We start from the raw sequence: 25,254 nt of genomic DNA, 5'->3' as shown, positions 1-25,254 counted from the left end.
GGTTGCCTTATGCGATACCTCAATTCAAATGCGCCACGATGAACTCAAGAAGGGACGTAAAAAGGGACAGATAGACCCGCTATCTGTCCCAATTACGCAGAGAAAAACCCGGTGCCCAGCCACGCCCAGCCGCGCCAACCGCCCGAGCTCACCCGAGCAGACCGGAGAGTCCGCCGCCCAGGTTCGGTGGAACGTCCGCGCCGCCGAGCATGTCCTGCAAACCGGCCGGCAGTTCGTCGGCCTGCGGTTTCTTCGCGAACGCCGAGCCGCCCGAGTTCGACTTGCCGGCGAGCTTGGCGCGCAATGCCTTCTCCTCGGCCTCGCGCTTCATCGGGTTGCCGGACTTGCCGCCCTTCTTGCCTTTCTTGCCTTTCTTGCCTTTCTTCGAGCCGCCGGGACCGCCGAATCCTCCGAATCCGCCCGCCATGCCGCCGCCCATGCCGGCGCGGTTGGTCATGCGCTTCATCATCTTCGACGCCTGCTCGAACCGCTGCAGCAACGCGTTCACGGCCGAGACCGAGACGCCGGAACCGTAGGCGATGCGTGCGCGGCGCGACCCGTCGATAATCTTCGGGTTACGGCGTTCCTCGGGCGTCATCGAGCGGATGATCGCCTCGGTACGGTCCACCTCGCGCTCGTCGAACATCTCCAGTTCCTTGCGATGCTGTGCCATGCCGGGGATCATGCCGAGCAACGACTTCATCGAACCGAGCTTGCGCACCTGCTGCAGCTGGGCGAGGAAGTCGTCGAGCCCGAACTCGCCTTCCGCCATCTTCGCGGCGGCCTTGCGGGTCTCCTCCTCGTCGAACTCGCGCTGTGCCTGCTCGATGAGCGTGAGAATGTCGCCCATGTCGAGGATTCGCGAGGCCATGCGATCCGGGTGGAACACCTCGAAGTCCTTGAGACCCTCGCCGTTCGACGCGAACAGGATCGGCTTGCCGGTCACCGAGGCAACCGAGAGCGCCGCGCCGCCGCGGGTGTCGCCGTCGAGTTTCGACAGCACGACGCCGGTGAAGTTCACGCCCTCGTCGAAGGCCTGCGCAATGCGCACCGCGTCCTGACCGGTCATCGCGTCGATCACGAACAGCACTTCGTTCGGCTGCACGGCGTCGCGAATATCGCGCGCCTGCTGCATGAGAGTCTCATCGACGCCCAGACGGCCCGCGGTATCGATGATCACCGTGTCGTACATTTTCTGCCGCGCGTATTCAATCGAGTCGCGCGCCACCTTCACCGGGTCGCCGGTGGTCTCGCCGGGGGCCGACACCGCATCGCCGCCCGCGGACTGCACGCCCTTCTCCGGCGCATACACGGGCACGCCGGCGCGCTCGCCCACCACCTCGAGCTGCGTCACCGCGTTCGGGCGCTGCAAATCTGCCGCCACGAGCAGCGGCGTGTGGCCGGAATCCTTGAGCCAGTAGCCGAGCTTGCCCGCGAGCGTGGTCTTGCCGGCGCCCTGCAGACCGGCGAGCATGATGATCGTCGGCGGATTCTTCGCAAAGTTGAGCGGGCGGTCTACTCCCTGCCCGAGAATGTCGGTGAGCTCGTCGTTGACGATCTTCACCACCTGCTGCGCCGGATTCAGCGCTTCGGAAACCTCGGTGCTCAGTGCGCGGTCGCGTACGCTCGCGGTGAACGAACGCACCACGTCGAGCGAGACGTCGGCATCGAGCAGCGCGCGGCGGATTTCGCGGATCGTGCCGTCGATATCCGCGTCGGAAAGCTTGCCTTTGCTCTTGAGATGCTTGAATGCATTCGAGAGACGATCTGTTAACGAACTAAATGCTGCCATAATGCCCACAATTCTAGCTTGCAGAGGGGAAATCGTGGAGCTTGCGTGCACACTTGCCGCACCACTGCGCAAATTCGATAAGCTGGAATCCGGGAATTCGCAAGACAGGAGACAGCATGCACCAGAAGAAGATCGAACAGCAGGCGCTCAAAGTGGGCATCGTCGTCAATATCGTCATGGTGCTCGCGGGCTTCTTCGTGTTCTTCCTCACCGGACTCAAGTCCATGTTCCTCGACGCCTCGTTCACGGTGATCTCGGTGATCTCGGGCGGCGTCGCGGCATACCTGTCGAAGAAGACGGTGCGCGTGAGCGACCGCTTCCCGAACGGCATGTTCGCGCTCGAGCCGATCTATGCAATCTGCAAATCGATTTTCACAATCTGCCTGCTGCTGTTCTCGTTCCTCGACGTCGCGCAGATTGCCATCGCCTACTTCGTGCACGGCGAGGGCGAGCGTCTCGAATTCGGCCCGGTGATCATCTACCAGATTCTCGCCGTCGCCGTCTGCATCGCGCTCGTCGCGTATTACCGCGCGCGCAACCGCACGCTCGGCAACGCGAGCCTCATGCTCAAGGCGGAGGCGAACGGCACGTGGATCGACGGCATGATCTCGCTCGGCATCGGCATCGTCGCCGTGCTGCTGTATTTCCTGCCCAACGGCACGCCGCTCGACTTCCTGCATTACACCGGAGATTTCTTCATCACGACGATCATCGTCGCGCTCACGATCAAGGAACCGGTGACCGTGCTGCGCGATGCGTTCGTGGAGCTCGTCGGCGGCACGCACGACGACGACGATGTCTCCGAACTCGTCTCCCGCGAAGTGTCCGCGCATCTGCCGGCCGGCGTGCGGGTGCAGACGATCCACGTATTCAAGACGGGCATGAATTTCGACATCGACATCATTGTCAACGGCACCGGCGATGTCGTGCGGGTCGAGGATCTCGTCGAGGCACGCAAGCAGATGGAGCGCGCGCTCGAGCCGAAGCTGCACCTCGTGAACGTCGATTTCGTCTTCGACTGACCTGCCCCGACCCCGCACCCTCAACACTCACAGGCCCAGCGCAACCCCACCGGTATCCCACCTGTTACGGGCTAGCATGCCCCTTACGGGCTAACCCACTGCTTACGGGCTAGCATGCCCCTTACGGGCTAGCGTCTCTTCTGTGGCATGTAAGAAAAGTTGCGTAACATACATCGAATACCGACATATTGCAACACGAGAAGAACACACAAGGCCGGGTTGCGAACATTTCCTCACGCACACAGTTCAGCGGGGCTAGCCCGTAAGGAATAAGCCTAGCCCGTAAGGGCCATGCTAGCCCGTGAGGGCCATGCTAGCCCGTAAGCGGTTGGATAGTCCTTAAGACTTAAGGAAGCCTTAAAACCACGAATCCTCTACGCACTTCACTCTCCTCTGAGCGCACCTTTGAGACATCTCGCGTACAATATGCTCAGCTGCGGGGCGTCGGCCCGGCATGCCCGAGCGACGAGGAGAACGCATGATCATTGCACTGTGGGTGATTCTGGTACTGCTGCTGGTATGGATCTCGCTGAGCGAGTTGCCCGCCGGCTGGGACGGCCATGCGCCGCTCCCCTACCTCATCGCGCTCTCGCCGTTCGCGTGGATCGGCTTCACCGCCATCGGCATCTGGGCAGGCTGTCTGCGAGAATGGCCGCTCATGGTGTGTGCAATCGTTGGCTTGATCGCTTCACTCCTACGCAAAACCGCGTATTACATGAATGACCTGAAGACCCCCAACACCGGCGAACTCATCGCCCGCAAGCTCGCCGAAAAGAGGGAATTCGAAAACTCAACCGTTTCATCCAACTCGGCTGCCGTTGAAAATCTTGCAAACGGCCATTTCAACGTGTTCACCCTGAACTGCAGATACGGCAAAGCCAATGCCCATGAAATCGTGAACACGGTGCGCACGAACGACATCGCCGTGCTCGCCCTGCAGGAAATGAACCACGACCTCGTCACCGAGCTGCACGATGCCGGGCTCGACGATCTGCTGCCGTTCCACCAATTCGGCGACCCGAGCAGCTCCGACAACGGCGGCTTCAACGGACTGTGGCTGCGCGTGGAACCGGCCGAGCAGACGCCCACCGGCGTGCCGATTCCCGCCGCCGACGTCCCCACGGTCACGCTGCCGGTCACGTCGACGTTCAACATCACGTTCGCGAGCGCCCACCCGAAATCGCCGCAACGCAGCTGCAAGGATTGGTCCGCCGGCATCATCGGGCTTGGCGCGCTGGCGAAATCTGCGAACAATGGCCGGGACCAGAACGCAGACGACTCGTGCAACAATCGCGAAATTGCCGTGCTCATGGGCGATCTCAACTCGAGCATCGTGCACCCGAGCTTCCGCAAGCTGCTCGCAAGCGGTTTCCACGACGCCGCGCTGGTCGAGGCGCGCGGCGAACACCCGACCTACCCGAGCTGGCTCAAATGGCCGCGCATTGTGATCGACCACATTCTGTTCACCGATTTCATGGCCGCCTCCAACGTGCGCGCCGTGTTCATAGATGGCACCGACCACCTTGGTCTCACCGCCACGCTCACCATTCGAGACACGCGCACGCAGGCGAATGCCGCCGCCCGCGAGTCCTGGCCGAGTTCGCTGCCGCCGCTCCCCGCGAAGTCGCGTCAAGAAACCGCCGAATAATCGCCCACACGTTCAGCGTCTGCCCCTGTCTGCGTGAAAAGAGACAGATGGCGGCATGCATGCGTCTCCTTTTACGCAGAGGATTAACGATTCACGATTACAGCTTCTCGCGCAACCACCAGCACCCTGACGCAACCACCGCGCTCGGCACAACGGACGCTTGCGGCACACAGGACTCAAGCGAGCTGAGGGCGCAGCGTCACGGCGAAGTCGAATTCCGGCGCATCGAGGCGGTATTGCGGCAGCAGCTCTGGCCCGCAGCTGTTCGAACCGATGCCGGACTGCATGTAGTCCACGCTCACTTCGGTGAATCCGCTCGGCTGCAGCTCGAAGTCGTGCCGTGCGCGCGCCATCTCGGCCGCCGTGTATTCCAACGCTTGGAAATCGAACCCGCGCAACGGCTCCGCGAGACTCTCGGGCTGTGTGCCGTCGCCTTGCACAATCATCAACACCACACCGTCGCCCTGCACTCTCGCCCAGCTGCAATCGTGGTGGTTGCCGTTCTCCTGTGGTTTGATCTCGCGTTCGCCCATCTGGCTCACTGAAGCACTGAAGACGCCGTGCCAGCTGGCGCGCCGCTTGTCCACATAGCTTTCGTTCGGCCCAAGGCCGCAATAGGTGACGCTGCTCATGGATTTTAGCAATTGCATGTGAATGCCGAATCTCGGCAGGAACGGGAACGCCGGATCCTTGCGCACATTCATGTGAAGCGCTACGGAACCGTCTGCATGCACCGTCCACGTGGTGTCCATGCGGGCGATCGGCTGCACCGTGGGCGCGACCGCTCCCATCGAGCACTTGATTTCCACCGCGTTCACCGCCATCGGCCCTTCGGCGTCCTCCACGGCCGTCTCTTCGCCGTATGCGCCGCCGTCCATGCCGAGTGCCGCTTCGCCGATTCCGCTGGAGACCACGGTGCGCGTCTGCACGTCGTACGCGCGCGCATACGCGCGATCGTACCCGCAGCGCTCCCACTCATGCCGCACGTTGCGGTCGTTGTCGGTGGGCGCACGCCAGATGTCGAGGGTCATCGGCGTCGCGAGAATCGTACGGTTCGCGTACACGAGCTCGCTGAACAGGCCGGTGCGCTTGTCGAACACGTACCGCCAGTTCGCGCCGTTGATCACAATGCGCGCATCGGATTCCTCCAACCTCACCGACTCGCCGATCTCGTCGCCGGCGAGCATGTCTTCCACCTGGTGACGCACCCACTGCGAACTGTTGTCTCCGGTCGGATTCGGCACCTCCACCTCGTCGAAGCCGAGTTCGAACAGCTGCTCCTGCCCCCACTGCGCCTCGCGCGCCAGGTACCGCAGCACGAGGGTGACACGCCCGGACTGCGCGACCGGCCACACGCTCTCCCAACCGCTTAAGCGCACTTCGCCCACCGCATGCGGCTCAATCGAGAACGTGCCCGGCTCGACGAGGCTATACGTCTGCATCACGCCGTCCACATACACTTCCCACATCACGATAACCGCTTCATCGAGCTCACGGAAGTCGTAATGGTTCCGCAGATTCACCACGCCGCGCTCGGCATCCACGCTTACCACGCGCGCCGGCCGGAACACGTTCTTGAACTCGTCGAGGCCGCTGTGCGGCGTGCGGCCTGGCGAGACCATGCCATCCACGCAGAAATTGCCGTCGTTCGGCCATTCGCCGAAGTCGCCGCCGTACAGGTATTCCTGCCGCCCGTGCGCGTTCCTGCCGGCGTAGATCGCGTGGTCGCACCATTCCCATATGCACCCGCCGAGCAGGCCCTCATGCCGCTCGATGCACTGGAAGTAGTCCTCGAGATCGCCCGGCCCGTTGCCCATGGCATGGCAGTACTCGCACATGATGTAGGGCTTCACCTGCCCGTTTTCCGTGGTGCCGTCCTCACCGTTCGCACCGTCCCCGTTCGGCCCGGATTCGCTGAAATACGCGTCGATCTCGGCGATGCTCGGGTACATGCGGCTGTGCACGTCTATGTTGCTGTAGTCGTGCTGAAGCGTTCCGTCTTCTTCCACATACCGCGCGCTCTCATAATGGGTGAGCCGTTGCGAATCCAGTGTTTTCACCCACTCAAGCGCTTTTTCGAACCCGATGCCGTAGGCGGACTCGTTGCCCATCGACCAGAAGATCACGCACCCGCGATTCTTGTCGCGCTCCACGAGGCGCTGGATGCGGTCGAGAATGGCCGGCGCGAACCGCGGATTGTTCGCGATGAGGCCGTTCCACATGAGTTGCACGCGCTGCCATTCCTCCATATTCGCAGATTCCGCGCCAGGCTTCGGCAACACGGCGTCGGCCACGCCATGCGCCTCGATGTCGGCCTCGTCGATCACGAGAAACCCGAGCTTGTCGAACAGATCGTAGTAATGCGGCGCGTTCGGGTAGTGGCTGGTGCGCACGCCGTTCACGTTGTGGCTCTTCATGAGCAGCAGATCGGTTCGGAACTGCTCCGGCGAGATCGTATAGCCGGTCACCGGGTCGCTGTCGTGCCGGTTCATGCCGTGGATCACAATCGGTCTGCGGTTGAGCAGCACGGTCTGGTGCCGCCCGTCCGGTGCCACGACGGCGATGTCGCGCAGCGCAAGCGGTTGCGTGATGCTTTCGCCGTCGCTCAGAACCATCAGCGTGTAGCAGGTCGGCACCTCCGGATTCCACAGCACCGGTTGTTCCACGGTGAGTTTCACGCGCGCCTTCGACGGGAATGCGCTGCCGTTCTCAACCGCTTGCGTTCGGTGTGCAGACTCCCCCACCGTGCCCGCTTCAGACTGAACCGCTTCCGTCACGCCCTGCGCAACCACATTGCCCGCCGCGTCGCCGATCACGACGTCGATGCCGTCCACCGGCACGCCGTCGAGGAAGTCGAAGTCCACGGTCACATCCGCGGCCACGGCGTGCGTGTCGCCGCCGGGAAGCCCGTCCGCCGCCTGCGTGGCGGAATCTGCAAACCGGATGGTGCTGCGCACATAGAAATCACGAATCGCATGTTCGGGGCGCATGAGCAGGTACACATCGCGGAAGATGCCGCTCATGCGGAACTTGTCCTGGTCCTCCAGGTAACTGCCGTCGCACCATTTGAGCACGAGCACGACGAGCGTGTTCTCGCCGTCGTCAAGCGCTTGGGTCACCTCGAACTCGCTCGTCGAATGCGAGACCTGCGAATAGCCCACGAAGTCGCCGTTGAGCCACACATAGAAGCAGCTGTCCACACCCTCGAAATTCAGGAAGGCGCGAGGCGCGGCGGAATCCACGGCATAGTCGAAGGTCGTGCGGTACACCGCGCACGGGTTGTCGTGCGGCACGAACGGCGGGTCGAGCGGGAACGGGTAGCGCGTGTTCGTGTACTGGTTATGGTCGTAGCCGTGCGTCTGCCACACGCTCGGCACAGCAATCTGGTCATACGAATCCGCGTCGAACATCGGTTCGGTAAACACCGGCTCGTGAGCTTGAGCGCTTGCGTCCACCTCCGAGTCCAGATCGTAGACGCTTGCATAGTATTTGAAATCCCACTCGCCGTTGAGCAGACGGAAGCGATCGGATTGCTCGCGCGCGGCGAACCGCGTATCGGTGGGTGCCGACGCCGGCACGAAATACGCGCGATTCGGCTCGCACCCCACATGCAACGTATCAAGATCCTCGAAATACCGCGGAATGAACACGGCCGTCTCCTTTGCCTCCACCGCTGTTATGAGAACATGGTATGGGGAGCTCGGTATTTCCGCGGGTTACGCTCATGTGCAGATTATCTACCCCCACACGCTATACTAGTGAAGTTATTTGTGCACGGGGAGCCCTCTCATGCCCCATGTGCAAGGAACACGTGTGCGAGCGGGTCCTGTCCCCACACGACCGGCGAAACACGCACCCTAGTTAACAAGGAGAGCCACTTTGGCAACCAAGATTCGTTTGAAGCGTATGGGCAAGAAGTTCTATGCGGTGTACCGCATCGTGGTCATGGATTCGCGCACGAAGCGCGACGGCCGCGCCATCGAGGAGATCGGCCTGTACAATCCGAACACGCAGCCTTCCACCATCGAGATCAAGAGCGATCGCGCACAGTACTGGCTCGGCGTCGGCGCACAGCCGACCGACCAGGTGCTCAACCTGCTCAAGATCACCGGCGATTGGCAGAAGTTCAAGGGCCTCAAGGGTGCCGAGGGCACGCTGAAGACCGCCGCCGCCAAGCCGGAAGCCGCCGTGCTCGTCGAAGAGGCTGAGAACAAGGCACAGAAGCTCAAGGCCGCCAAGGCCGAAGCCGCCGCCAAGGCAGCCGAAGCCGAGACCCCGGCCGAGGTCCAGCACGATGACGAGAAGGTCGAGCTCGCCGACGTCGAAGAATCCGCACCGGAAAGCGTGTGAGACCATGCTTGCTCAAGCCGTGGAACATCTGATCAAGAACGTCGTCGATTTTCCCGACGACGTTTCAGTCAAGTCCCATGAGAACGCCCGCGGTGAACTGATTCGCGTGCGCGTGAATCCGGAGGACATCGGGCGTGTGATCGGTCGTAACGGACGCACTGCGAACGCGGTTCGCACAGTGATCCAGGCGATCTCCGATCACAAGGTTCGCGTGGACATCATGGACGTACGCAAGTGAACATGCACACGAACAGCGTGCCAGACCCGCAACAGCCCCAAGAGTTGTTGCGGGTCTGTCGTATTGGCAAGGCTCAGGGACTCAAGGGCGAGGTCTCCGTGGAACTGTATACGGACGACCCGCATGCCCGTTTCGCACCCGGCGAGGTGCTCTACGCGCGCGAATCCGCTGCGGACGCACTACGCCCCTACACCGTGGCCGCCGCGCGCACATTCAAGAACCGTTGGTATGTGCGCTTCGAAGGCGTGGATGATCGCAATGCCGCCGAGGCGCTGCGCAACACCGTGCTGTACGGCGAGCCGCAGGAGCTCGATGACGACGAGTTCTACCCGAAGGATCTGCTCGGCCTGGAAGTGTATCTGGAATCCGAGGTGGCCGCAGCGAATGCCGACGACGCCCCGGCAGGCGCCGAATTCGAGTTCACCGATCTCGGCAAGGTGGTTGACGTGATCGAGGGCGCCCAATGGCTGCTCAAGATTCGCATGCCGAACCGCGAGACCTTCCTGCTGCCCTTCGTGGAGGCGCTGGTTCCCGAGGTCAATCTCGAGGAGGGCTACCTCACCGTGGATCCGCCAGGAGGCTTGATCCCCGGCATCGGTACCGCCGACACCGTCACCTCCGCCTCGGCCAGCCCCGCCTCGGCCGCCTCCGAGTGACGAATCTCTTCCGGGCGGCCAAAAAACCCTTACGGGATGTCATAAATTCTTACGGGATGTCAGGCATAGGGTATCCACAGACTATCAGCACACTGAAGCACTGGAAAAACAGCCAATCCTGTATTCGGCTTTCAGATCGTCGAGCAAATCTCTGCCAGATGCTTAACATTCCGCAAGAGATAACGACATCCCGTAAGAGTTCAAGGCACCTAAGCCCCCCCCCCCAACATTTCAAGGAGTTCGTTTGGACATCGACATCGTTTCCGTCTTCCCCGAGTATTTCGACGTGCTCAATCTCAGTCTGCTCGGCAAAGCGCAGGAGAGGGGTCTGCTCACCGTGCGCTCGCATAATCTGCGGCAGTGGACGCACGATGTGCACCAGTCCGTCGACGACACCCCGGTGGGCGGCGGCGCGGGCATGGTGATGAAACCCGAGGTGTGGGCGGAATGCCTCGACGAGCTGCTCGGCATCCCGGCCGACGCTCCCGCGAACGCGAACGCCGCCCCGGCCGCCGACTCCCCCGTGCTGATCTTCCCGAACCCATCCGCCCCGCTGTTCACGCAGCAGGATGCGACCGCGCTGTCGCACGCCGAACACCTCGTCTTCGGCTGCGGCCGCTACGAGGGCTACGACGCGCGCATTCCGCAGTATTATCGCGAACGAGGCGTCGACGTGCGCGAATATTCGATCGGCGACTATGTGCTCAACGGCGGCGAGGTCGCCGTCTCGGTGATGCTCGAGGCGATCACGCGCCTGCTGCCCGGTTTCATGGGAAACGCCGACTCGATCGTCGAGGAATCGTACACCGGCGAGAACGCGCTGCTCGAGCACAACCAGTACACGAAACCGGCGAGCTGGCGGGGAATCGACGTGCCGCCGGTGCTCATCTCCGGCGATCACGGCAAAGTGAACAGATTCCGCCGCGACGAGGCCCTCGAGAAAACGTCGCGCCTGCGCCCCGACCTCATTGCGCGGCTCGACTGCCACGCGCTCGACAAGCAGGACCGCAAGACGCTCATGTCGCTCGGCTGGGAGGTCTCCGGCGAGCATCCGCGCAAACTCGAAGACTGACGCTCCCCCGCGCCCTCACTGTGCACTCACTGCACTCTCACTGCGCGCAGTAGGTGTACACGGCGGTCTCGCCGTAGTCGCGCGCGTCGGTGATCTGCCATCCAGCGGGTGCTTCGGGTCGCTCGGTGCGCACCGACCGCTCGAGCACGATCATGCCGTCGCGCGCCACCAAGTCGCGCGCGGTGAGATCGCAGAGCAGGCGCTCGCAATCGGCAGTGGAGAACGCATATGGCGGGTCGATGAGCACCATGTCGAACGGCTCGCCCACCTTCGCCTTCGCCGCGTACCGCTCGGCTTTCGCGTGCACGATGTGCGCGCTCATCCCCTCCTCCCATGCGGGATTGCGCCGCAGTGCCGTCAGCGTATGCGCTATGAGCTTGGCAGCGGGGCCAGATGCCTCCACCACCGTCAATTCGTTCGCGCCACGGCTCAGCGCCTCGATGCCGAGCGCGCCGGTTCCGCCGAACAGATCGAGCACGCGCGCCCCCGCGAGAATGCCGGTGCTGTCGAGGCGCGAGAACATGGCCTCCTTCGTGCGGTCGGTGGTCGGCCGCGTCTCCGAGCGCGGCGTGGTGAGCGGCACGCCCTTGAATCGTCCTGTAATCACACGCATGTCTTCAGATTATCCCGCCCTCTCGCCGCAGGCGTGCATGCGTGCTTCCCACGCCCCTTGTACGTCTTATTTTTTCCAAGCATTCTGCATGATGTTCTTCGCGTAAAAAGAGACAAATTCAGCGTCCACATGTCCCGTTTTACGCACAGCATCTGCATCCGTTGCGTATGTACAGCTATATCTGATCTGTCTGTATCTGCGTAAAAAGGGACAGATCGGCCACCAAAGATGTCCCCAATTACGCACGAGCTGAATCTGCGAACTGCATCGAACTGCATCGAACTGCGCTGAACTGCACTAGTTGCTGGTGAGGAACTTCTCGTTGCCACGCGAGAAATCGAGCACCGCGCCGGCGAGCTGCGTATGGTGCTCGAGGGTCGGGTCGGCGTCCAACAGCAGCTCGGCCCGATTGCGCGCATCAGTGATCATGGCGGCATCCTTGACCACGCGCAGCAGTTTCAGGCTCGAGCGACCGCCCGACTGCGTATCGCCGAGCACATCGCCGGCACCGCGCAATTCGAGGTCCTTCTGCGCAATCAACGCGCCGTCGAGCGAATGCGCAATCACATCGAGCCGCTGCTCGGCAATGCTGTTCGGCTCGGCCTGCGACACCAGGAACGCCCAGCTGTGCGTGCCGCCGCGCCCCACTCGTCCGCGCAGCTGATGCAACTGCGACAGCCCGTATCGGTCGGCGTCGAAGATCACGATGCAGCTCGCCTGCGGCACGTCCACACCCACCTCGATCACGGTGGTCGCCACCATGACCGGCGTCTGCCCGCTGGCGAATTCGGCCATCACGCGCTCCTTCGTCGCGTCGTCGTCGCGGCCGGTCAGCTCGCAGAACCGCACGCCTTGGAACTGCGGCAGCGATTGCAGACGCTCGGAGATCTCATGCACTGAATGCAGCGGCGCGCGCGCGTTCGTCTCGCCGAGGTCCTCGTCGCTGAGCAGCATGCCGTCGTCGAAATCGGCGCGCGCATCGCCGGCGCTGCCCGCAGTGCCTCCGGAATCACCGCCATTGTCGCCAACCGCGGCGTCCTCGGTCTGCTCATCAATGCGCGGGCACACAATATACGCGCGCTCGCCGGCGTCTATGCGGTGGCGAATATGCCAGAACATCTCGGCCATGAGCGGCGCGTTCACCTCGGGAATCACCACGGTCTGAATCGGCTTGCGTCCGCCCGGCAACTCGGTGAGCCAGGAGATGTCGAGGTCGCCGAACCAGGTCATCGCTGCCGTGCGCGGGATCGGCGTCGCCGTCATCACCAGTAGATGCGGGTCCACGTCCGACTTCGAGCGCAGTGTTTCACGCTGTTCCACGCCGAAGCGGTGCTGCTCGTCGATCACCGCGAGCGCGAGGTTCGGCGCCTGGAACGACTTCGAGAACGCGGCGTGCGTGGCCACGACGATGCACGGCTCCCCGCTTGCCGCCGTGCCGAGCACTTTGCGTCGCTCGGCAAGCTTCATGCCGCCGGTGAGCAGCAGCACGGGCGCGCGGTTAAACACGTTCGAGATCGATTGGTAGTGCTGCTCGGCGAGCACCTGCGTGGGCGCGACGAGCACGGCCTGATGCCCCGACCCGACCGCCTGCAGCATCGCGCTGACCGCCACCACCGTCTTGCCCGAGCCGACCTCGCCTTGCAGCAGGCGCTGCATCGGGTGGTCCTGGCACATGTCGTGGCTGATCTCGTCCACCACCTCGCGCTGGCCTTTCGTCAGCGCGAACGGCAGCGTGTCTATGTATTCGTCGCGCAACTGCACGTCGGAGCACACGTACGCGTTGTGCTCGCGCGCGTCGTGCCGGGCGCGGATCAGCGCGCTCTGGCATACGAACGCCTCCTCGTAGCGCATCGTCGTGATCGCCTGCGTGAACGCGCCCACCGAGTCTGGGTCGTGAATCTGCGAGAATGCCTGCGCACGGTGCATCAGATTCAGCTCGGCCAGCAGATTCCCCGGCAGAATGTCCGGTATCGCGACATCCAAGTGCTCGCGAATCTGCTCACTTTCCGCATACAACGTGCGCATGTGCGGCTGCGCGGTCTCGTCGTCGGCGTGCATCGCGGTCGCCGGGTCCTCGCCGGCGAGCAGACGCAGCACATAGATGATTGTGTCGTGAATATGCTCGCTCGAGATGCGCGAATTCGCATGGTAGACGGGCCGCGGCCGGCAGACGCGCTGCAATCCCTCGGCCACCGTGCCCACGTCGGCCCGCAGATTCGCGCCGCCGCCCACGGTGAGCAGTTCGGGGTGGGTGAATTGCAGACGGTCCATATACATGGTCGGATCCCCGGCAATCACCACGTGGCCGTCGACGCGCAGACGCCCGGCGAGCCAGTCCACGTACGATTTGCGATGCGAGAAGAACACGAGCGTGGCCAGCGCGCCGCGCACATGGAGCGTCGCGGCGAACTCGTCGTCGTCGACGAGCACTTCCACGCGGTAGCCGGCGCGCGCGTTCATCGGACTGACGCGCACGCTGCGCACGCGCACGGCGCACGCCATCTTCTCCTTGAGACCGGGCTGGGCCTGCACAAGCGCGCGCACCGGGACGGGATCGGTGACGCGGAACGGGTAATATGTGAGCGCATCGCGCACGGCGAGCACGCCGAGCTTCTTCAGCGCGCTCACGCGGCGTTTGTTGGCGAGCAGGGCGTGCAGCGGCGTCTCGAGCGTCACGTCGCGCGTACCGTCCTGCTGTGCCATTGCCGCCTCCTTGTTGTCATAGTCTATCCCACGCCCGCAGATTGCGAAACCCGCGCCCCTTCCCTGCGTAAAAAGAGACATCCAAGCGCCCCTGCCTGTCCCTTTTTACGCAGAGAAAGGAGCGCACGCATACGAAAAGGCCCCGGGAGGCGAACTCACCGGGGTCTTGTCACTGTATCGCTTACGCTCACGCAGCCTTCACTCGCTGAACCTTGCCAGCCTTGAGGCATTTCGTGCACACACGCAGGCGCACATTCTGGCCGTCAACGGTGGTATGCACCGGCTGGAGGTTCGGGAGGAAGCGGCGCTTATTGCGAATATGCGAGTGCGAAACGGTATAACCGGTCTGCGGTCCCTTGCCGCACACTGCACAACGAGCTGCCATAATGGACTCCCTATATTACTATTGACTTGCAAGTCTGCATGCCCGTATGTTCCGCATACACGAAGCACAGTCGAACACGCAACTTCACAATACTACATGAACCGTGCCGACAATGCAAGCACATGGTTCTCTTTGTGCACCTCACTACGCACAGACCGTGCATTTCACGGTGATCTGCGGTATTTTCAGCAAGTTTTCAGATTGTCGGGTAGAATCGGCGCATAACGATGAGAGAATCTGCGAAGCGGCAGAACACACAGGAAAAGGGGCGTTATGCTGAGCGATATTCTTCATTCGATCCAGGCGAAGCGTGACCACGAACCCACCGTGATCTCACTCGGTCAGGTGTGGGTGGATTCCATGATCAAGGTTCCCGAGTTCCCGGTACCGGGTTCGTTCATGAACGCGGAAAGCATCGCCAGATCGGTGAATGGCAGTTTCGCGGTGCTCGAGGCGGCGAGCCGCATGGGCGCGCAGACCGAGCTCGCGAGTATTCTCGGAACCGGCCCGTGGTCCGACATGATCCGTCGCGCATTGAAACGCGTGAATGTGAGGCATACCGGCATCACGAACAAGGGGCTCGACAACGGCCTGCGGCTTGTGATCAACGACGGTCAGGAACGCTCGTTCATCTCGGCTCCCGGCGCGGAGGTGCGCACTGACGCACACACGTTCGACGACGTGAACCCCAAGTCCGGCGACGTCGTGCACATCAGCGGCGCATCGTTGATGAACACGGGCGCGGTGGCGGTGGAATCGTTCATCTCACGGCCTGAATGCGCGCCGGATGTGCGCGACTTCCGCATTGTGCTCACGCCCACGAGCATGATGTCCACGGTGAACGAGCGTCTGCTTGAAGACATCGTGCTGCTGCACCCGATCTGGGTGCTCAATCGGCAGCAGGGGCGCGCGATTGCAGACCGGCTCGGCATCGAGGTGGATGAGACGGCCACCATGCGCGTCGACGGCGGCTTCGACGATTCGATGAGCGCGCTGTGCGACGGACTTGCCGATGTCTTGCGCGCGCCCGTCGTGCTGCGTGCCGGTTCGCGCGGCGCGTGGGTGCGCAGGCATGGCGAGCCGGTGCAGCATATCGACGGATTCGAGACGAAGGCCACGCATATTCGCTCGGCCGGCCCCACGCACACTGGTGCGTTGTGCGCGCTGCTGGCGAATGGGTGGAATCTGGAAAGCGCCGTGCAGATTGCGAACGCGGCCGCGTCGCTCGCAATCACGAAGGGCATCAACGGCGTGCCGCAGTGCCCCACCTACGACGAGGCGGTCGCCTTGGTCACGAAGGCGCTCAAAGATGCCGAGCACGCCGACTGACGCCGGTCAGCGCGCAGCCGGCGCCTTCCTGCAGCGTGCGGCACATCCACAGCAACGTCGGTTCGGCGGAATACTCGGCGAGAATCTCCACGCCGTCGTAGGCGGCCAGCGGAACGCCGGCATCGGTGAGCATCATCGCGGCCTGCGTGAGCGTCTGGATCACCGACTGCGTGGGGCGATCGGAATGCCGGCCGCCTCCAACGAGCCGAGCGCGTGCTCGCGCGACGGCGCGGTGGGCTGCGCGTCCACGGTTGCGGTGAAACTGCCCTCGCCCTGTCCATCCTGACCGTCGCGCGCCGCGCCAATCTGCGCCAGCAACTCCTCCATCGCCTGGCGGGCGACGCTGGTGTATTCGGTCTGCACACCCACGGTGGAGGCCACATAATAGCAGTCGATCGCCGTCTCGATCTCACCCGCCATCGCGAACATCTGCCCGAGCAAGCAGTACAGGAAGGCCACTTCGTCGGGCACCACCGCAAACATGAGGGCCTGCCGAATGGATTCCACCGCGCGAGCCGTGTCGCCGGCCATCGAGTAGGCCATCGCCTCCGCAATGCCGCCCTGCACGCTGGTGGGCGAGATGCGCTGCAATTCCTGCAGTTCGCGCAGTGCGTCATCCAGTTGCCCGAGCTTCATGTCGAAGCGCGCGAGCTCGGAGCGCACTGCGGCGATTGCACCCGGCACCGTGCGGTACCGCGTCGCCGCGTCGCCCGCCGCCTCGGAGACCAGCAATCGCAACGCCTCCCGCTCGCAGTACAATGGCTGGCGAATGGACGTGCTCACCGAAAGCTCCTGTGTGAGCGTCGTGAGCGCCCCGCCGAGCTCGACCACGGCAGTGACCGGCGAATCCGCGTTCTCCTGGGCAATCTGGTGAATGTCGCGAATGGTGAGGCTCGCGGAATCCGCAATGTCCAGATCGCACACGCGGTCGGCGCGCAACAGGCTTTTCAGCGAGTCCGGCAACTCGCGCGCGTCCTCGCCGAGTGGCGTGCGCAGTTCACGCAGCGACTCCGCCAGCTCGGGATCCTCCGTCGGCGTCGAACTCCACGCGCGCGCTGTCCACGTCGAACGCGGCGAGCAGCTGCGCGGGGTCGGCGTCGAACTTGGCGTCGTCGATCGTGCCGTCCGTGAACAGATTGGCCGTGGCGAAATGGAAGTCGACGCGGTTGAACCCGAGCGAGAACAGCGTCTGGCCGTCCGGTTCGCCGGCGCGCGCGATCACCGTGACGCCAATGATTCCCGTGTCCACCGCGAATCCGATGTTCGCGAGCAACGCCGCCAAGCGCAACGCATATGCCGCCGCCCACTACGCCGCTTGCCGGTGCAGTCGCGCGCGCGACCGTGCGAATCCGGCACCGCGGTGGGGAACTGCGTCGGTTCGGGCGTGCCGAATGCCACCGCCATGTCGCCGATCGCCGGGTTCACCTCGACGCTCGTGCTTACATGGAACGGCAATTGCAACCGTTCGCAGATTGTGTGGAACCGCGTCATCACATCCCACACGCCGCCCGGCTGCGCTTCGACGCCGTAGATTGTGCGGAACGGATTCGGCGCGCCCTCCGCCCTGCCTACGAACTATGCGTGCTGCGACCACAGATGCGTCGCTGCAATGAAATCGATCGCACTCTCCTGCGCTGCCATATCCCCTACTCCTGCTTTGCGTTGTCTCCTGTCACGCAGTATACGCACCACTCGCCCCGCGGCATACATCTCCGTGCCCACATTTACAGATTTCCCACCCCGCAGCCTCTCCTTCTGCTTCTTCTTCTGCGTAAAAAGGGACAGAATAGGCCCGCAAATGTCCCGAATTACGCAGACTCGAATATGCGCGCCGCCACTCTGCGTATCTGCGTAAAAAGAGACAAAAATGACCGTCCAACTGTCCCAAATTACGCAGATTGTCTCCACAATTACTCAGCACACCGACGGCGGCATGTGCGCACAAATGCGCACGCTCACGGATATGGAACAATCCGGCATGCGCCGTGCCGAACATGCTACGATTCCACCAGATCACGCGATATATCGCACAGACAACGGAAACCGAATCCGCACACGCAACACATCACGCGATGCCGACGCTGATGCCGGAGGACACGAGGAACATGCAAGAACCATTGGGCAACCCGTACCAGAATCCCGAAAGCGTGCAAAGTGCACAGAGCACACAGAGCGCCGCCGGCCTTGGAACCGACCCATTCTCGCCGGTCATCCCAGTCTCCGTCGGTGGCCAAGGGCAATCCGCTCCCGCGAACCAGCCAGCGCAAACCTACCAGCTCCCCTTCCTGGCGAAGGTCTCCAGGCTCGCGCCCATCCCGGGTGACCCCACGAATTCGCGCTATGGCATCGTCATGCGGCTCAAAGACGCCTCCCAGCCGAATGGCGGCCTCGGCTACATCGTGCGTTTCGCCGACGATCCCGCCACCGGCAGGCCGAACAACAAACAGGTGCAGATCATCGCCTGGATCTCCAAGAGCCTCAAAGTCTACCCGACCACCGTGCCGCTCACCAGCGACCCCAGCGCCAACGACGTCGAAGGCGAGCTCCATTTCGACGCCTGGACCGACCAGAAGAACCTCGGCGCCGTGCGCATCCAGTCGAACGACGGACTCGACCGCACCATCACCATCGGCGAGCTCCAGCTCGACTTCTCGGGTAGCGGCTATTCCACCGGCTCGCTCAACGGCATCGCCACCGCCTCCTCCGTCGATCTCGGCCCGTACGGTCCTGCCAACGCAACCGCTGCAACCGCCGCAACCAACCCAGCCGCCCTTGCTGCCCCAGCACACGCAGCCAACACCGGCTCCGCCAAGCACCCGCTCAATTCGCTGCTCGCCGCATTCTGGCTCGCCGCCGCCCACTTCCCGAAGCTGCGCGGCGAGCAACTGGGCATGGGAGCCGGCCGCATCGTCGAAATCTTCCAAAATATGCAGAACAAGCCGCTCGCCGACGCGCTCGACGAGATCATCTGGCGCGGCACCACGAATTCGAACACCGCGAGCCCGTTCGAGCGGTTCGCCGCGCGCCAGCTCATCGAGGCGGGAGCCGGCCAGATTCGCGAAATCACCGCCGAGCACAATCTGGACGTCGTGCAGCTCGACAGCACAGGCCAGTTCTGGATGCGATTCAACCGCAACGAGATCACCGGTCTGCAGCGTGACCTCGTGCTTTCGGTGGAGGGCGCGCTGAATCGTCTCGCCGCCGCCAACCGCATCGCCGCCAAGCATGACAACGGCATGGGCCTGGTCACCACGCTCACCGAGGCACAGAACTACCGCGCCGGCTTCGACGAACTGCATGAGTGGGACACGCATGCCTCGTTCATCCAGTCGCGCGCCGACGCCCGGAATTCGAATCTCACCGTGCGTGGCACCACTGCCGCGCGCGGTGGCATGTGGGACGTCATGTCGCGGTTCGTCGACATCTGCGAGCGCCTCATCATGCCGTACCGCGTGGAGTACCGCTGCGACGCGAATCCCGACACCGGCGAGATGGTGGTCAATTTCACGGTTCCCACGTCGCTTATGATGCCCGCCAGCGTGCTCACCGACTCCGGCTGGGTTGACATTCGCGAACAGCGCGCCGCCCAGGCCGCCTCCTATGCGCTGCGGCTCGCCGGCATCATCGCCCAGGCCGCGTTCACCGCGGGCACGAACATCACGTCGCTTACGGTGAACGGCACGCTCGGTTCGGTCACCGGCGCGCCCGTGCTCTCGCTCGCGTTCACGCGCACGCCGTTCATGATGGGCACGGTGCCCGCGTTCGTGGCCGGCCAGTTCAACAATCCCGCGCTCGACAGCGACCCGGCCGCCGTGCTGCAGATGCTGCGCCCTTCCGCGCAGGTCATCTCCTTCGGCCCCGACCGCGGACTCACGCCGATCACCGCGCTGCCGATCCCGCAGTCGATTCTCGCGCATCGTGTGCCGCTGTGGCGCGACGACCGCGAGTTGCCCGACGATCTGAAGTCGCTGCTGGGCGCCGATTTCGGCCGCGACCTCGATGTGATGTACGACGGCGCGAGCATCAAGGGCGGCGAGATCTTCCAGATTGCCGAACAAAACGAGGATTCGCCCATGTCCGCGTCGCTGGAGATCGAATCCGCGCTGATGGGACTGCAAAGCGAGATGCCCGACCTAGGCGAGCGCAAACCGCTGTATTGCGAGCATCCGCTCATGCGCCTGCTCGTCACGAATCTGCCCGACCACACGCCGCAGACCCGCTACGTCAAGGCTCCCGACGCGCTGTACAACTCACATATCGCGCTAGCTCGCATTCACCGTGATTCCGGCGATCTCGACGGTTCGCTCGCCCAGCTGCAGCAGGCGCTCGCGCTCGCACCCACCACCGCGCAGCCGTTCGTCGATGAGTCGATCACCTATGTGGACATCGCCGGCGACCATGCGAAGGGCGCGGACGTGCTCACCCGCGGTCTTGCGGTGGCGGTGATGCCGGGCGACGTGAACTTCATGTATTACCGCCTCGCCTATTCGCTGTGGCAGACCAATAACCGCGAGGCGGCGCTCGCCTGCTACGCGTTCATGTTGGGCATGGGGCTCCACGCGCAGTATGAGGAGGCTGCCGAGGTCGAGGTGCGTGAGCTCATGCAGGAGATGGGCGTCGATTCGCTGCCGGATATGGATGCGGTGACGCACACGCTCAACAAGCATGGCATTCCGGTGGCGCCGCTGACCTCACAGACCGAGCTGCTCGCCAAGGCGGCGATCAGACTCGTCGACGCCGGCTTCCCGCTCGCCGCCGACGAGGCGGTGTGGGCGCTTGGCGCGTTGAGCAACGACGACCGACTGGGTGCACTGCGCCAGAGCTTGCGTTTCGGTGTGCTCGACGAGGATGCCGTGCTCGCCTCCGAGTGTCCCGCCGCTCCATCCGAGCAATAATCACCTACTCCCTATCGTCCTCGTAACACCCCCTCCGGGGTGTTACGAGTCTTACGGGCTAAGAATTCCCTTACGGGCTAGGATTTTTGGTTACGGGCTAAGCAAAATCTGCCAGCTGGCAAGTATCCGACGAATCTCCAAAACACAGAACCGCCATTTTCCAACAATCTATTTTGCCGAATACAGAACTCGTCTTAGCCCGTAACCAAAAATCCTAGCCCGTAAGCCGTTTCTTAGCCCGTAACAGGATTCAAACAGCCTCAGCAGCAAGGAAGACCACGGAATCTTAGCGCCCGTACACCTCCGTCACGAACTGCCTGAGGCGCACGATCGCCTTCTTCAGGTGATCGGTTTCCACGCAGTACGAGAGGCGCAGATAGCCCGGCATGCCGAAGGAATCCGACGGCACCATGAACAGGTCGTATTCCATCGCTTTACGTGCGAATTCGTTCGCATCCTTCTCGAGCGCCTTCGGGAATATGTAGAACGTGCCGCTCGGCCGCACCACTTCGAATCCAAGGTCGACGAGCGCGTCATACAGCAGATTCATATTCGTCTCGTAAATGGAGAGGTCGCTGGTGTCATCGATCACGCGCTCCACTGCGAGCTGCATCGTGGAGCTCGGGCAGTTGTGTCCAATCGTGCGGCTGATCTGCGCGAACATGGGCACGAGCACGTCCGCGTCCGTCGCGCGCGGATTCACCGCCACGTAGCCGATGCGCTCGCCCGGCAGCGAGAGTGATTTCGAGAACGAATAGCAGGTGAGCGTGTTGTCGTAGAACTTCGCCGGGTATGCCTGCGTGGCGCCGTCGAACATGATCTCGCGGTAGGGTTCGTCGCTCACGAGGAAGATGTCGTGGCCGTATTCGGTCTGCTTGTCGCGCAGAATGCCGGCCAGACGCTCCAGCGTGGCCGCCGAGTACGCCGCGCCCGACGGATTGTTCGGTGTGTTGATGAGCACGACCGCCACGTTCGGATTGAGCGCGCGCTCGAATGCCTCGAAATCAATCTGGAATGCAGTGGTGTCGGGCGGCACCACGGTGAGTGTGGCGCCCGTACCCTCCACGTACGGAATGTATTCGGGGAAGAATGGCGCGAACGTGAGCACTTCGTCGCCCGGCTTGGTCACCGCGCGGAATGCGTGCGCGAGCGAGCCGGTGGCGCCCGATGTGGGGAAGATGTGGTTCTCGGTGTAATCCATGCCGAAGCGGCGGTTGAGCGAGTCCGCCACGGCGCCGCGGAATGACTTGATGCCCACCGACGGGCTATAGCCGTGCAGCGCGAGCGGCGTCTCGTTCTCGTACAGGTCGATCACCGCGTTCGTGAACGCCGGCGTGCACGGTACGCTCGGGTTGCCAATCGAGAAGTCGAACACCTCGTCGGCGCCGATCTCCGCGCGCCGCGCCGACGCCCGCTCCGAGATCATGCGGATCACCGACTTCTCACCCAACATTTCCTTGTACTTCTCGTTGATCATGCCGAGCCTTTCGCTATGCCGTTCGTTGCCTGGAGATTTCCAGACCCATCCTATGCCCGCACGTCACGCGTTATGTTTCCTGCCGTATTTCGCGAGTTGCGCGCGGATCTCGCCGATCACCGACCGTCCACGCTCCGGCTTCATCTCCGGGTAGGCGTCGAGGAGCCTGCGCTGCTGCCAGTTGAAGGTGCCGTGCAGTTTTGCAGACAGCTCCGCACCGCGCGTCTTCGCACTCTCCACGCCACCGCTCACACGCTCGGCGACCTGCGTGCGGGCGACGGTTTCCTTCACGCGGTCTGCGGCGCCTTCCGCACGCTGCTCGATCTGTTCGATGCGCTCGTCTGCAGCCGTGATATGCACATCCATTTTGGCAATCTGCTCTTTCTTTACGGATTTGATATACTCCTCCGCGCGCCCGAGCTTGCTGTTCATGCTGATCAGACCGGCGAGAGTCACGGCGACGTCGGCCATGAGGATCGCGAACAGCGTGATGCTCACGATGTTGAGCCAGAGCGGGTCGAGGCGGTCGAGCATGCGCATGACGGCGGGCTGCACCCATTCCTTCACCACGGTGCAGCCCGCGGCGAAGAACAGGAAGCCGTTCAAATAGACGCGGCCGTTGATGTTGAACGGCTTGTTCGAATAGTCCCACAGCTGCATGTGGAAGAGTTTCTCTATGCCCCATGAGGTGATGTATTCCAACGTGCAGGCGAGCACGCCGCTGCTCAGGAACACGGCGATGAGCGAATGCTCGTCGTGCAGCACGAAGATCGCGAGCGCCGCCCCGAAACCGTAGATCGGGCAGATCGGGCCGTTCAATATGCCACGGTCCACGAACCGTTTCTTCATCACGATGTTGAGTACGGTCTCCCACACCCATCCGACGAAACTGTAGAGAAGGAACCATACAAACGTTTTTTCCACTGCTGCAAGCCACATGCCTTCACTGTCTCATACGCCCCGTATGTCGGGCTCCCATACCCGGTTGCGCTGGCAACGATACGGTCGGACTTATTCATCTCCTACTATGGAAGTGACCAATCGGAGGGCAATATGGCAACGATCATCGACTACGTGGTGCAGGAGACGCGCGACTTCTCGGAATACCCGTTCCATGTTGCCGACGCGCTGGTCTACGCGATTCTGAGCTACGACAAGATTCCGCAGGAGGTGCCGCAGCTCTCCTCCCTGCTCGAATGCTTCGGTTCCACCCCCAGCAAGCTGCGCAACTTCAATTTCAAACACCCGGGCCGTTCGCTCGCCGCACTGTGGCGCACGCCATTCCCGGGCCCCACACTGCGTGAGGTGGAGGAAAGACTGCACGAATACGAGCTCATCCACCCCTATTGGGAGCATCATTCCGGCTTCTCCGATGACGATGAGACCCCGCACCGCTTCTACCGCTCGATCAAACGCAATCCGCGGTTCGCCGTCACCCGCATGAGCGCTGCCGAGGAGCGTTTCGACATCTCGCAGCAGACCCAGTACGCCGCCGAGACGTTCCAGCTGCCCGACGGCACGCTGCTCGTCGCGTTCCGTGGCACCGATGATTCGCTCACCGGCTGGCGCGAGGATTTCAACATGGCGTTCACCTATCCGATCCCCGCGCAGAAACGCGCCGCCGACTATCTCGAAAAGGTGGGCAGACTCTGGCCGAACGCGCGCATCATGCTCACCGGCCACTCCAAGGGCGGCAATATCGCGATCTACGCAGCCATGAACGCGCGCGACCAGATCAAAGACCGCATCGAACGCATCTACGCTTTCGATTCACCCGGATTCAATCAGGACGTCGTCTCCAGTTACGAATACGGCACGATCGTCGACCGCATCACCAAGCTCGTCCCGGAGTTCTCCATCATCGGCATGCTGTTGCAGTCGAGCCCGCGCGAACATATGATCGTCGTCAAATCGAACGCCGACGGCCTCATGCAGCATTCCTGCTACACGTGGCTTATGGACGGCGACCGCTTCGACACGGTTCCCGCGCTGTCCGAGAGCTCGCGCGATTTCCGCGACGCGTTGAACACCTGGCTGAACGGCATGACGCAACGCCAACGCGAGCATGGTGTGGAGGCGCTGTTCCGCGTGCTCTCCTCCGGCGGTCACTCCACCATCACCCAGCTGCGCACGGATGGTATGAAAGCGCTTCCGGGGCTGTTCTCCTCCTATGTCGGGCTCGACAGTGAGGACCGCCATTACATCAATCAGGCCATTATGCTCCTGGCCGGGACGCGTTTCACGCACTGACTTCGACCAAACGTGCGCCAGAGCATTGCCACAAGCTGATTTTCCGGCCATATGAAGCTCATGAACACTAGACTGAAGGTACACACATGATGTGCATACATATGCAGTGTTGATGAGCATCGCGTAGATTATTCCACCACCATATCGTGCATGTCCTTATAGGTGAGGAGTTCTAATGCCAAGGCCGCGTCGAGACCCCAAAGTTTTACCGGCGCAGCAGCGCTTGGAGAATGCGTTCTGGGCGCTCCTGCGGGAACGACCGTATGGGAAGATCACGGTGACCGACATCGTCCGAGAGGCCGGCGTGAACCGTAACTCGTTCTACTACCATTTCTCCGGGTTGCCTGAGCTTGCCGATGCCACGATCATGCATGCCATCGAAAGCATACCGATCATGGACCACGCCACCACTGCCGAGAATCTGCGGCAGGAATGGCAGCGCACATGCATCGTGGCGTTCAACGACCCGCAGATGCGCAAGCAGTTCGACCATCTCGCCCTGCTTGCCGGCCCACATAGCACGATCGAGCTCACCGAGGCACTCCGCGATTTCATTCGCCTGACGTTGCTCGGCAATTTCGACATGGATTACGATCACATCGACCTGAGCACGCGCATCCTGCTCGATTTCACAGTCGGCGGCATCGTCGGCGTGCTGCGTGATTGGCCGAGCATCGAGCATCGTCTGTCGACCAACGATCTGACGAATCCCGACATCGCCACCGTCGCCGCGAATCTGCGCACCGTACTCGATTCGAGCGAGCAACACCGCCCTGTGCAGTCCCTGCGCTAGTCCGCAGATTCCGCATGCGGTGACCACCGCA

The 25,254-nt window shown here is 62.6% G+C and carries 21 protein-coding genes; 10 read left to right on the top strand and 11 right to left on the bottom strand.

The genetic code is table 11. From position 1 onward, the window contains the following. Positions 1–148 precede the first annotated feature (148 nt). Positions 149–1,792: a signal recognition particle protein gene (gene ffh / locus BANAN_RS01390; protein ID WP_014697204.1), complete on the bottom strand. Its 1,644-nt coding sequence runs from the start codon at positions 1,790–1,792 to the stop codon at positions 149–151. Positions 1,793–1,908: 116 nt separating this feature from the next. On the opposite strand from ffh, the gene BANAN_RS01385 reads away from it, so the two are divergent. Continuing rightward, positions 1,909–2,814 (top strand): cation transporter, encoded by a 906-nt coding sequence (locus tag BANAN_RS01385; RefSeq protein WP_014697203.1) that lies wholly within the window; start codon positions 1,909–1,911, stop codon positions 2,812–2,814. A gap of 478 nt (positions 2,815–3,292) precedes the next feature. Further along, on the top strand, positions 3,293–4,462 hold the full coding sequence (locus tag BANAN_RS01380) for an endonuclease/exonuclease/phosphatase family protein (protein ID WP_014697202.1): 1,170 nt from the start codon (positions 3,293–3,295) through the stop codon (positions 4,460–4,462). Between the two features lie 176 nt (positions 4,463–4,638). Here BANAN_RS01380 and BANAN_RS01375 read toward each other — a convergent pair whose 3' ends face one another. Continuing rightward, entirely contained in the window at positions 4,639–8,112 is a 3,474-nt protein-coding gene (locus BANAN_RS01375) for a glycoside hydrolase family 2 TIM barrel-domain containing protein (RefSeq protein ID WP_014697201.1), read from the bottom strand. Positions 8,113–8,341: 229 nt separating this feature from the next. Here BANAN_RS01375 and rpsP point away from each other — a divergent pair, with 229 nt between their 5' ends. The 4 genes from rpsP (at position 8,342) to trmD (ending at position 10,778) form a co-directional block, all read left to right on the top strand. After that, the gene (rpsP, locus tag BANAN_RS01370) at positions 8,342–8,812 is read left to right on the top strand and encodes a 30S ribosomal protein S16 (protein WP_014697200.1); all 471 of its coding nucleotides are present in this window, start codon (positions 8,342–8,344) and stop codon (positions 8,810–8,812) included. 4 nt (positions 8,813–8,816) lie between these two features. Then, complete coding sequence (locus BANAN_RS01365; protein WP_014697199.1) at positions 8,817–9,050, top strand: RNA-binding protein; 234 nt, start codon at positions 8,817–8,819, stop codon at positions 9,048–9,050. Between the two features lie 2 nt (positions 9,051–9,052). Then, positions 9,053–9,706, top strand: coding sequence for a ribosome maturation factor RimM (rimM, locus tag BANAN_RS01360; protein WP_041776942.1), 654 nt, complete (start codon positions 9,053–9,055; stop codon positions 9,704–9,706). 244 nt (positions 9,707–9,950) lie between these two features. Continuing rightward, positions 9,951–10,778, top strand: a complete 828-nt coding sequence (gene trmD, locus BANAN_RS01355) for a tRNA (guanosine(37)-N1)-methyltransferase TrmD (RefSeq protein WP_014697197.1) — start codon at positions 9,951–9,953, stop codon at positions 10,776–10,778. Between the two features lie 37 nt (positions 10,779–10,815). On the opposite strand, the gene BANAN_RS01350 is transcribed toward trmD, so the two are convergent. The 3 genes from BANAN_RS01350 to rpmB form a co-directional block, all read right to left on the bottom strand. After that, complete coding sequence (locus BANAN_RS01350) at positions 10,816–11,391, bottom strand: RsmD family RNA methyltransferase (RefSeq protein ID WP_014697196.1); 576 nt, start codon at positions 11,389–11,391, stop codon at positions 10,816–10,818. Positions 11,392–11,688: 297 nt separating this feature from the next. Then, the gene (locus BANAN_RS01345; RefSeq protein ID WP_014697195.1) at positions 11,689–14,094 is read right to left on the bottom strand and encodes an ATP-dependent DNA helicase RecG; all 2,406 of its coding nucleotides are present in this window, start codon (positions 14,092–14,094) and stop codon (positions 11,689–11,691) included. 187 nt (positions 14,095–14,281) lie between these two features. Then, positions 14,282–14,479, bottom strand: coding sequence for a 50S ribosomal protein L28 (gene rpmB / locus BANAN_RS01340; RefSeq protein WP_014697194.1), 198 nt, complete (start codon positions 14,477–14,479; stop codon positions 14,282–14,284). A gap of 273 nt (positions 14,480–14,752) precedes the next feature. Between rpmB and BANAN_RS01335 the strand changes: the two genes are divergently transcribed. Continuing rightward, on the top strand, positions 14,753–15,808 hold the full coding sequence (locus BANAN_RS01335; RefSeq protein WP_014697193.1) for a PfkB family carbohydrate kinase: 1,056 nt from the start codon (positions 14,753–14,755) through the stop codon (positions 15,806–15,808). On the opposite strand, the gene BANAN_RS08555 is transcribed toward BANAN_RS01335, so the two are convergent. Genes BANAN_RS08555 through BANAN_RS08540 form a run of 4 tightly spaced genes read right to left on the bottom strand, consistent with a single transcriptional unit; the run spans position 15,783 to position 17,299 of the window. Next, complete coding sequence (locus tag BANAN_RS08555; RefSeq protein ID WP_237705828.1) at positions 15,783–15,971, bottom strand: hypothetical protein; 189 nt, start codon at positions 15,969–15,971, stop codon at positions 15,783–15,785. The genes BANAN_RS01335 and BANAN_RS08555 overlap by 26 nt on opposite strands. Next, positions 15,968–16,771, bottom strand: coding sequence for a tetratricopeptide repeat protein (locus BANAN_RS08550; protein ID WP_237705827.1), 804 nt, complete (start codon positions 16,769–16,771; stop codon positions 15,968–15,970). Before BANAN_RS08550 ends, BANAN_RS08555 begins: the two co-directional genes overlap by 4 nt. Before the next feature lie 34 nt (positions 16,772–16,805). Then, positions 16,806–17,090 (bottom strand): hypothetical protein, encoded by a 285-nt coding sequence (locus BANAN_RS08545; protein WP_237705826.1) that lies wholly within the window; start codon positions 17,088–17,090, stop codon positions 16,806–16,808. Then, entirely contained in the window at positions 17,027–17,299 is a 273-nt protein-coding gene (locus BANAN_RS08540; protein WP_237705825.1) for a hypothetical protein, read from the bottom strand. The genes BANAN_RS08545 and BANAN_RS08540 overlap by 64 nt, the downstream gene beginning before the upstream one ends. A gap of 494 nt (positions 17,300–17,793) precedes the next feature. On the opposite strand from BANAN_RS08540, the gene BANAN_RS01325 reads away from it, so the two are divergent. Further along, positions 17,794–20,703 (top strand): hypothetical protein, encoded by a 2,910-nt coding sequence (locus BANAN_RS01325; RefSeq protein WP_014697190.1) that lies wholly within the window; start codon positions 17,794–17,796, stop codon positions 20,701–20,703. Positions 20,704–20,989: 286 nt separating this feature from the next. Here the strand turns inward: BANAN_RS01325 and BANAN_RS01320 are convergent, their stop codons facing one another. Together BANAN_RS01320 and BANAN_RS01315 are read right to left on the bottom strand one after the other, a co-directional pair. Continuing rightward, positions 20,990–22,180: a pyridoxal phosphate-dependent aminotransferase gene (locus BANAN_RS01320; protein ID WP_014697189.1), complete on the bottom strand. Its 1,191-nt coding sequence runs from the start codon at positions 22,178–22,180 to the stop codon at positions 20,990–20,992. Between the two features lie 63 nt (positions 22,181–22,243). Further along, positions 22,244–23,119: a putative ABC transporter permease gene (locus BANAN_RS01315; protein ID WP_014697188.1), complete on the bottom strand. Its 876-nt coding sequence runs from the start codon at positions 23,117–23,119 to the stop codon at positions 22,244–22,246. Between the two features lie 114 nt (positions 23,120–23,233). On the opposite strand from BANAN_RS01315, the gene BANAN_RS01310 reads away from it, so the two are divergent. Both BANAN_RS01310 and BANAN_RS01305 read left to right on the top strand, forming a co-directional pair. Further along, entirely contained in the window at positions 23,234–24,430 is a 1,197-nt protein-coding gene (locus BANAN_RS01310) for a DUF2974 domain-containing protein (protein ID WP_014697187.1), read from the top strand. Between the two features lie 175 nt (positions 24,431–24,605). Then, complete coding sequence (locus tag BANAN_RS01305) at positions 24,606–25,223, top strand: TetR/AcrR family transcriptional regulator (protein ID WP_041776941.1); 618 nt, start codon at positions 24,606–24,608, stop codon at positions 25,221–25,223. Positions 25,224–25,254 lie beyond the last annotated feature (31 nt).

Origin of the sequence: Bifidobacterium animalis subsp. animalis ATCC 25527 (genome assembly GCF_000260715.1) — a bacterium.
GTDB classification, from domain to species: Bacteria; Actinomycetota; Actinomycetes; order Actinomycetales; family Bifidobacteriaceae; genus Bifidobacterium; species Bifidobacterium animalis.
Note: the sequence above shows the minus strand (reverse complement) of the source record. Positions and strands in the feature narration are given on the sequence as shown.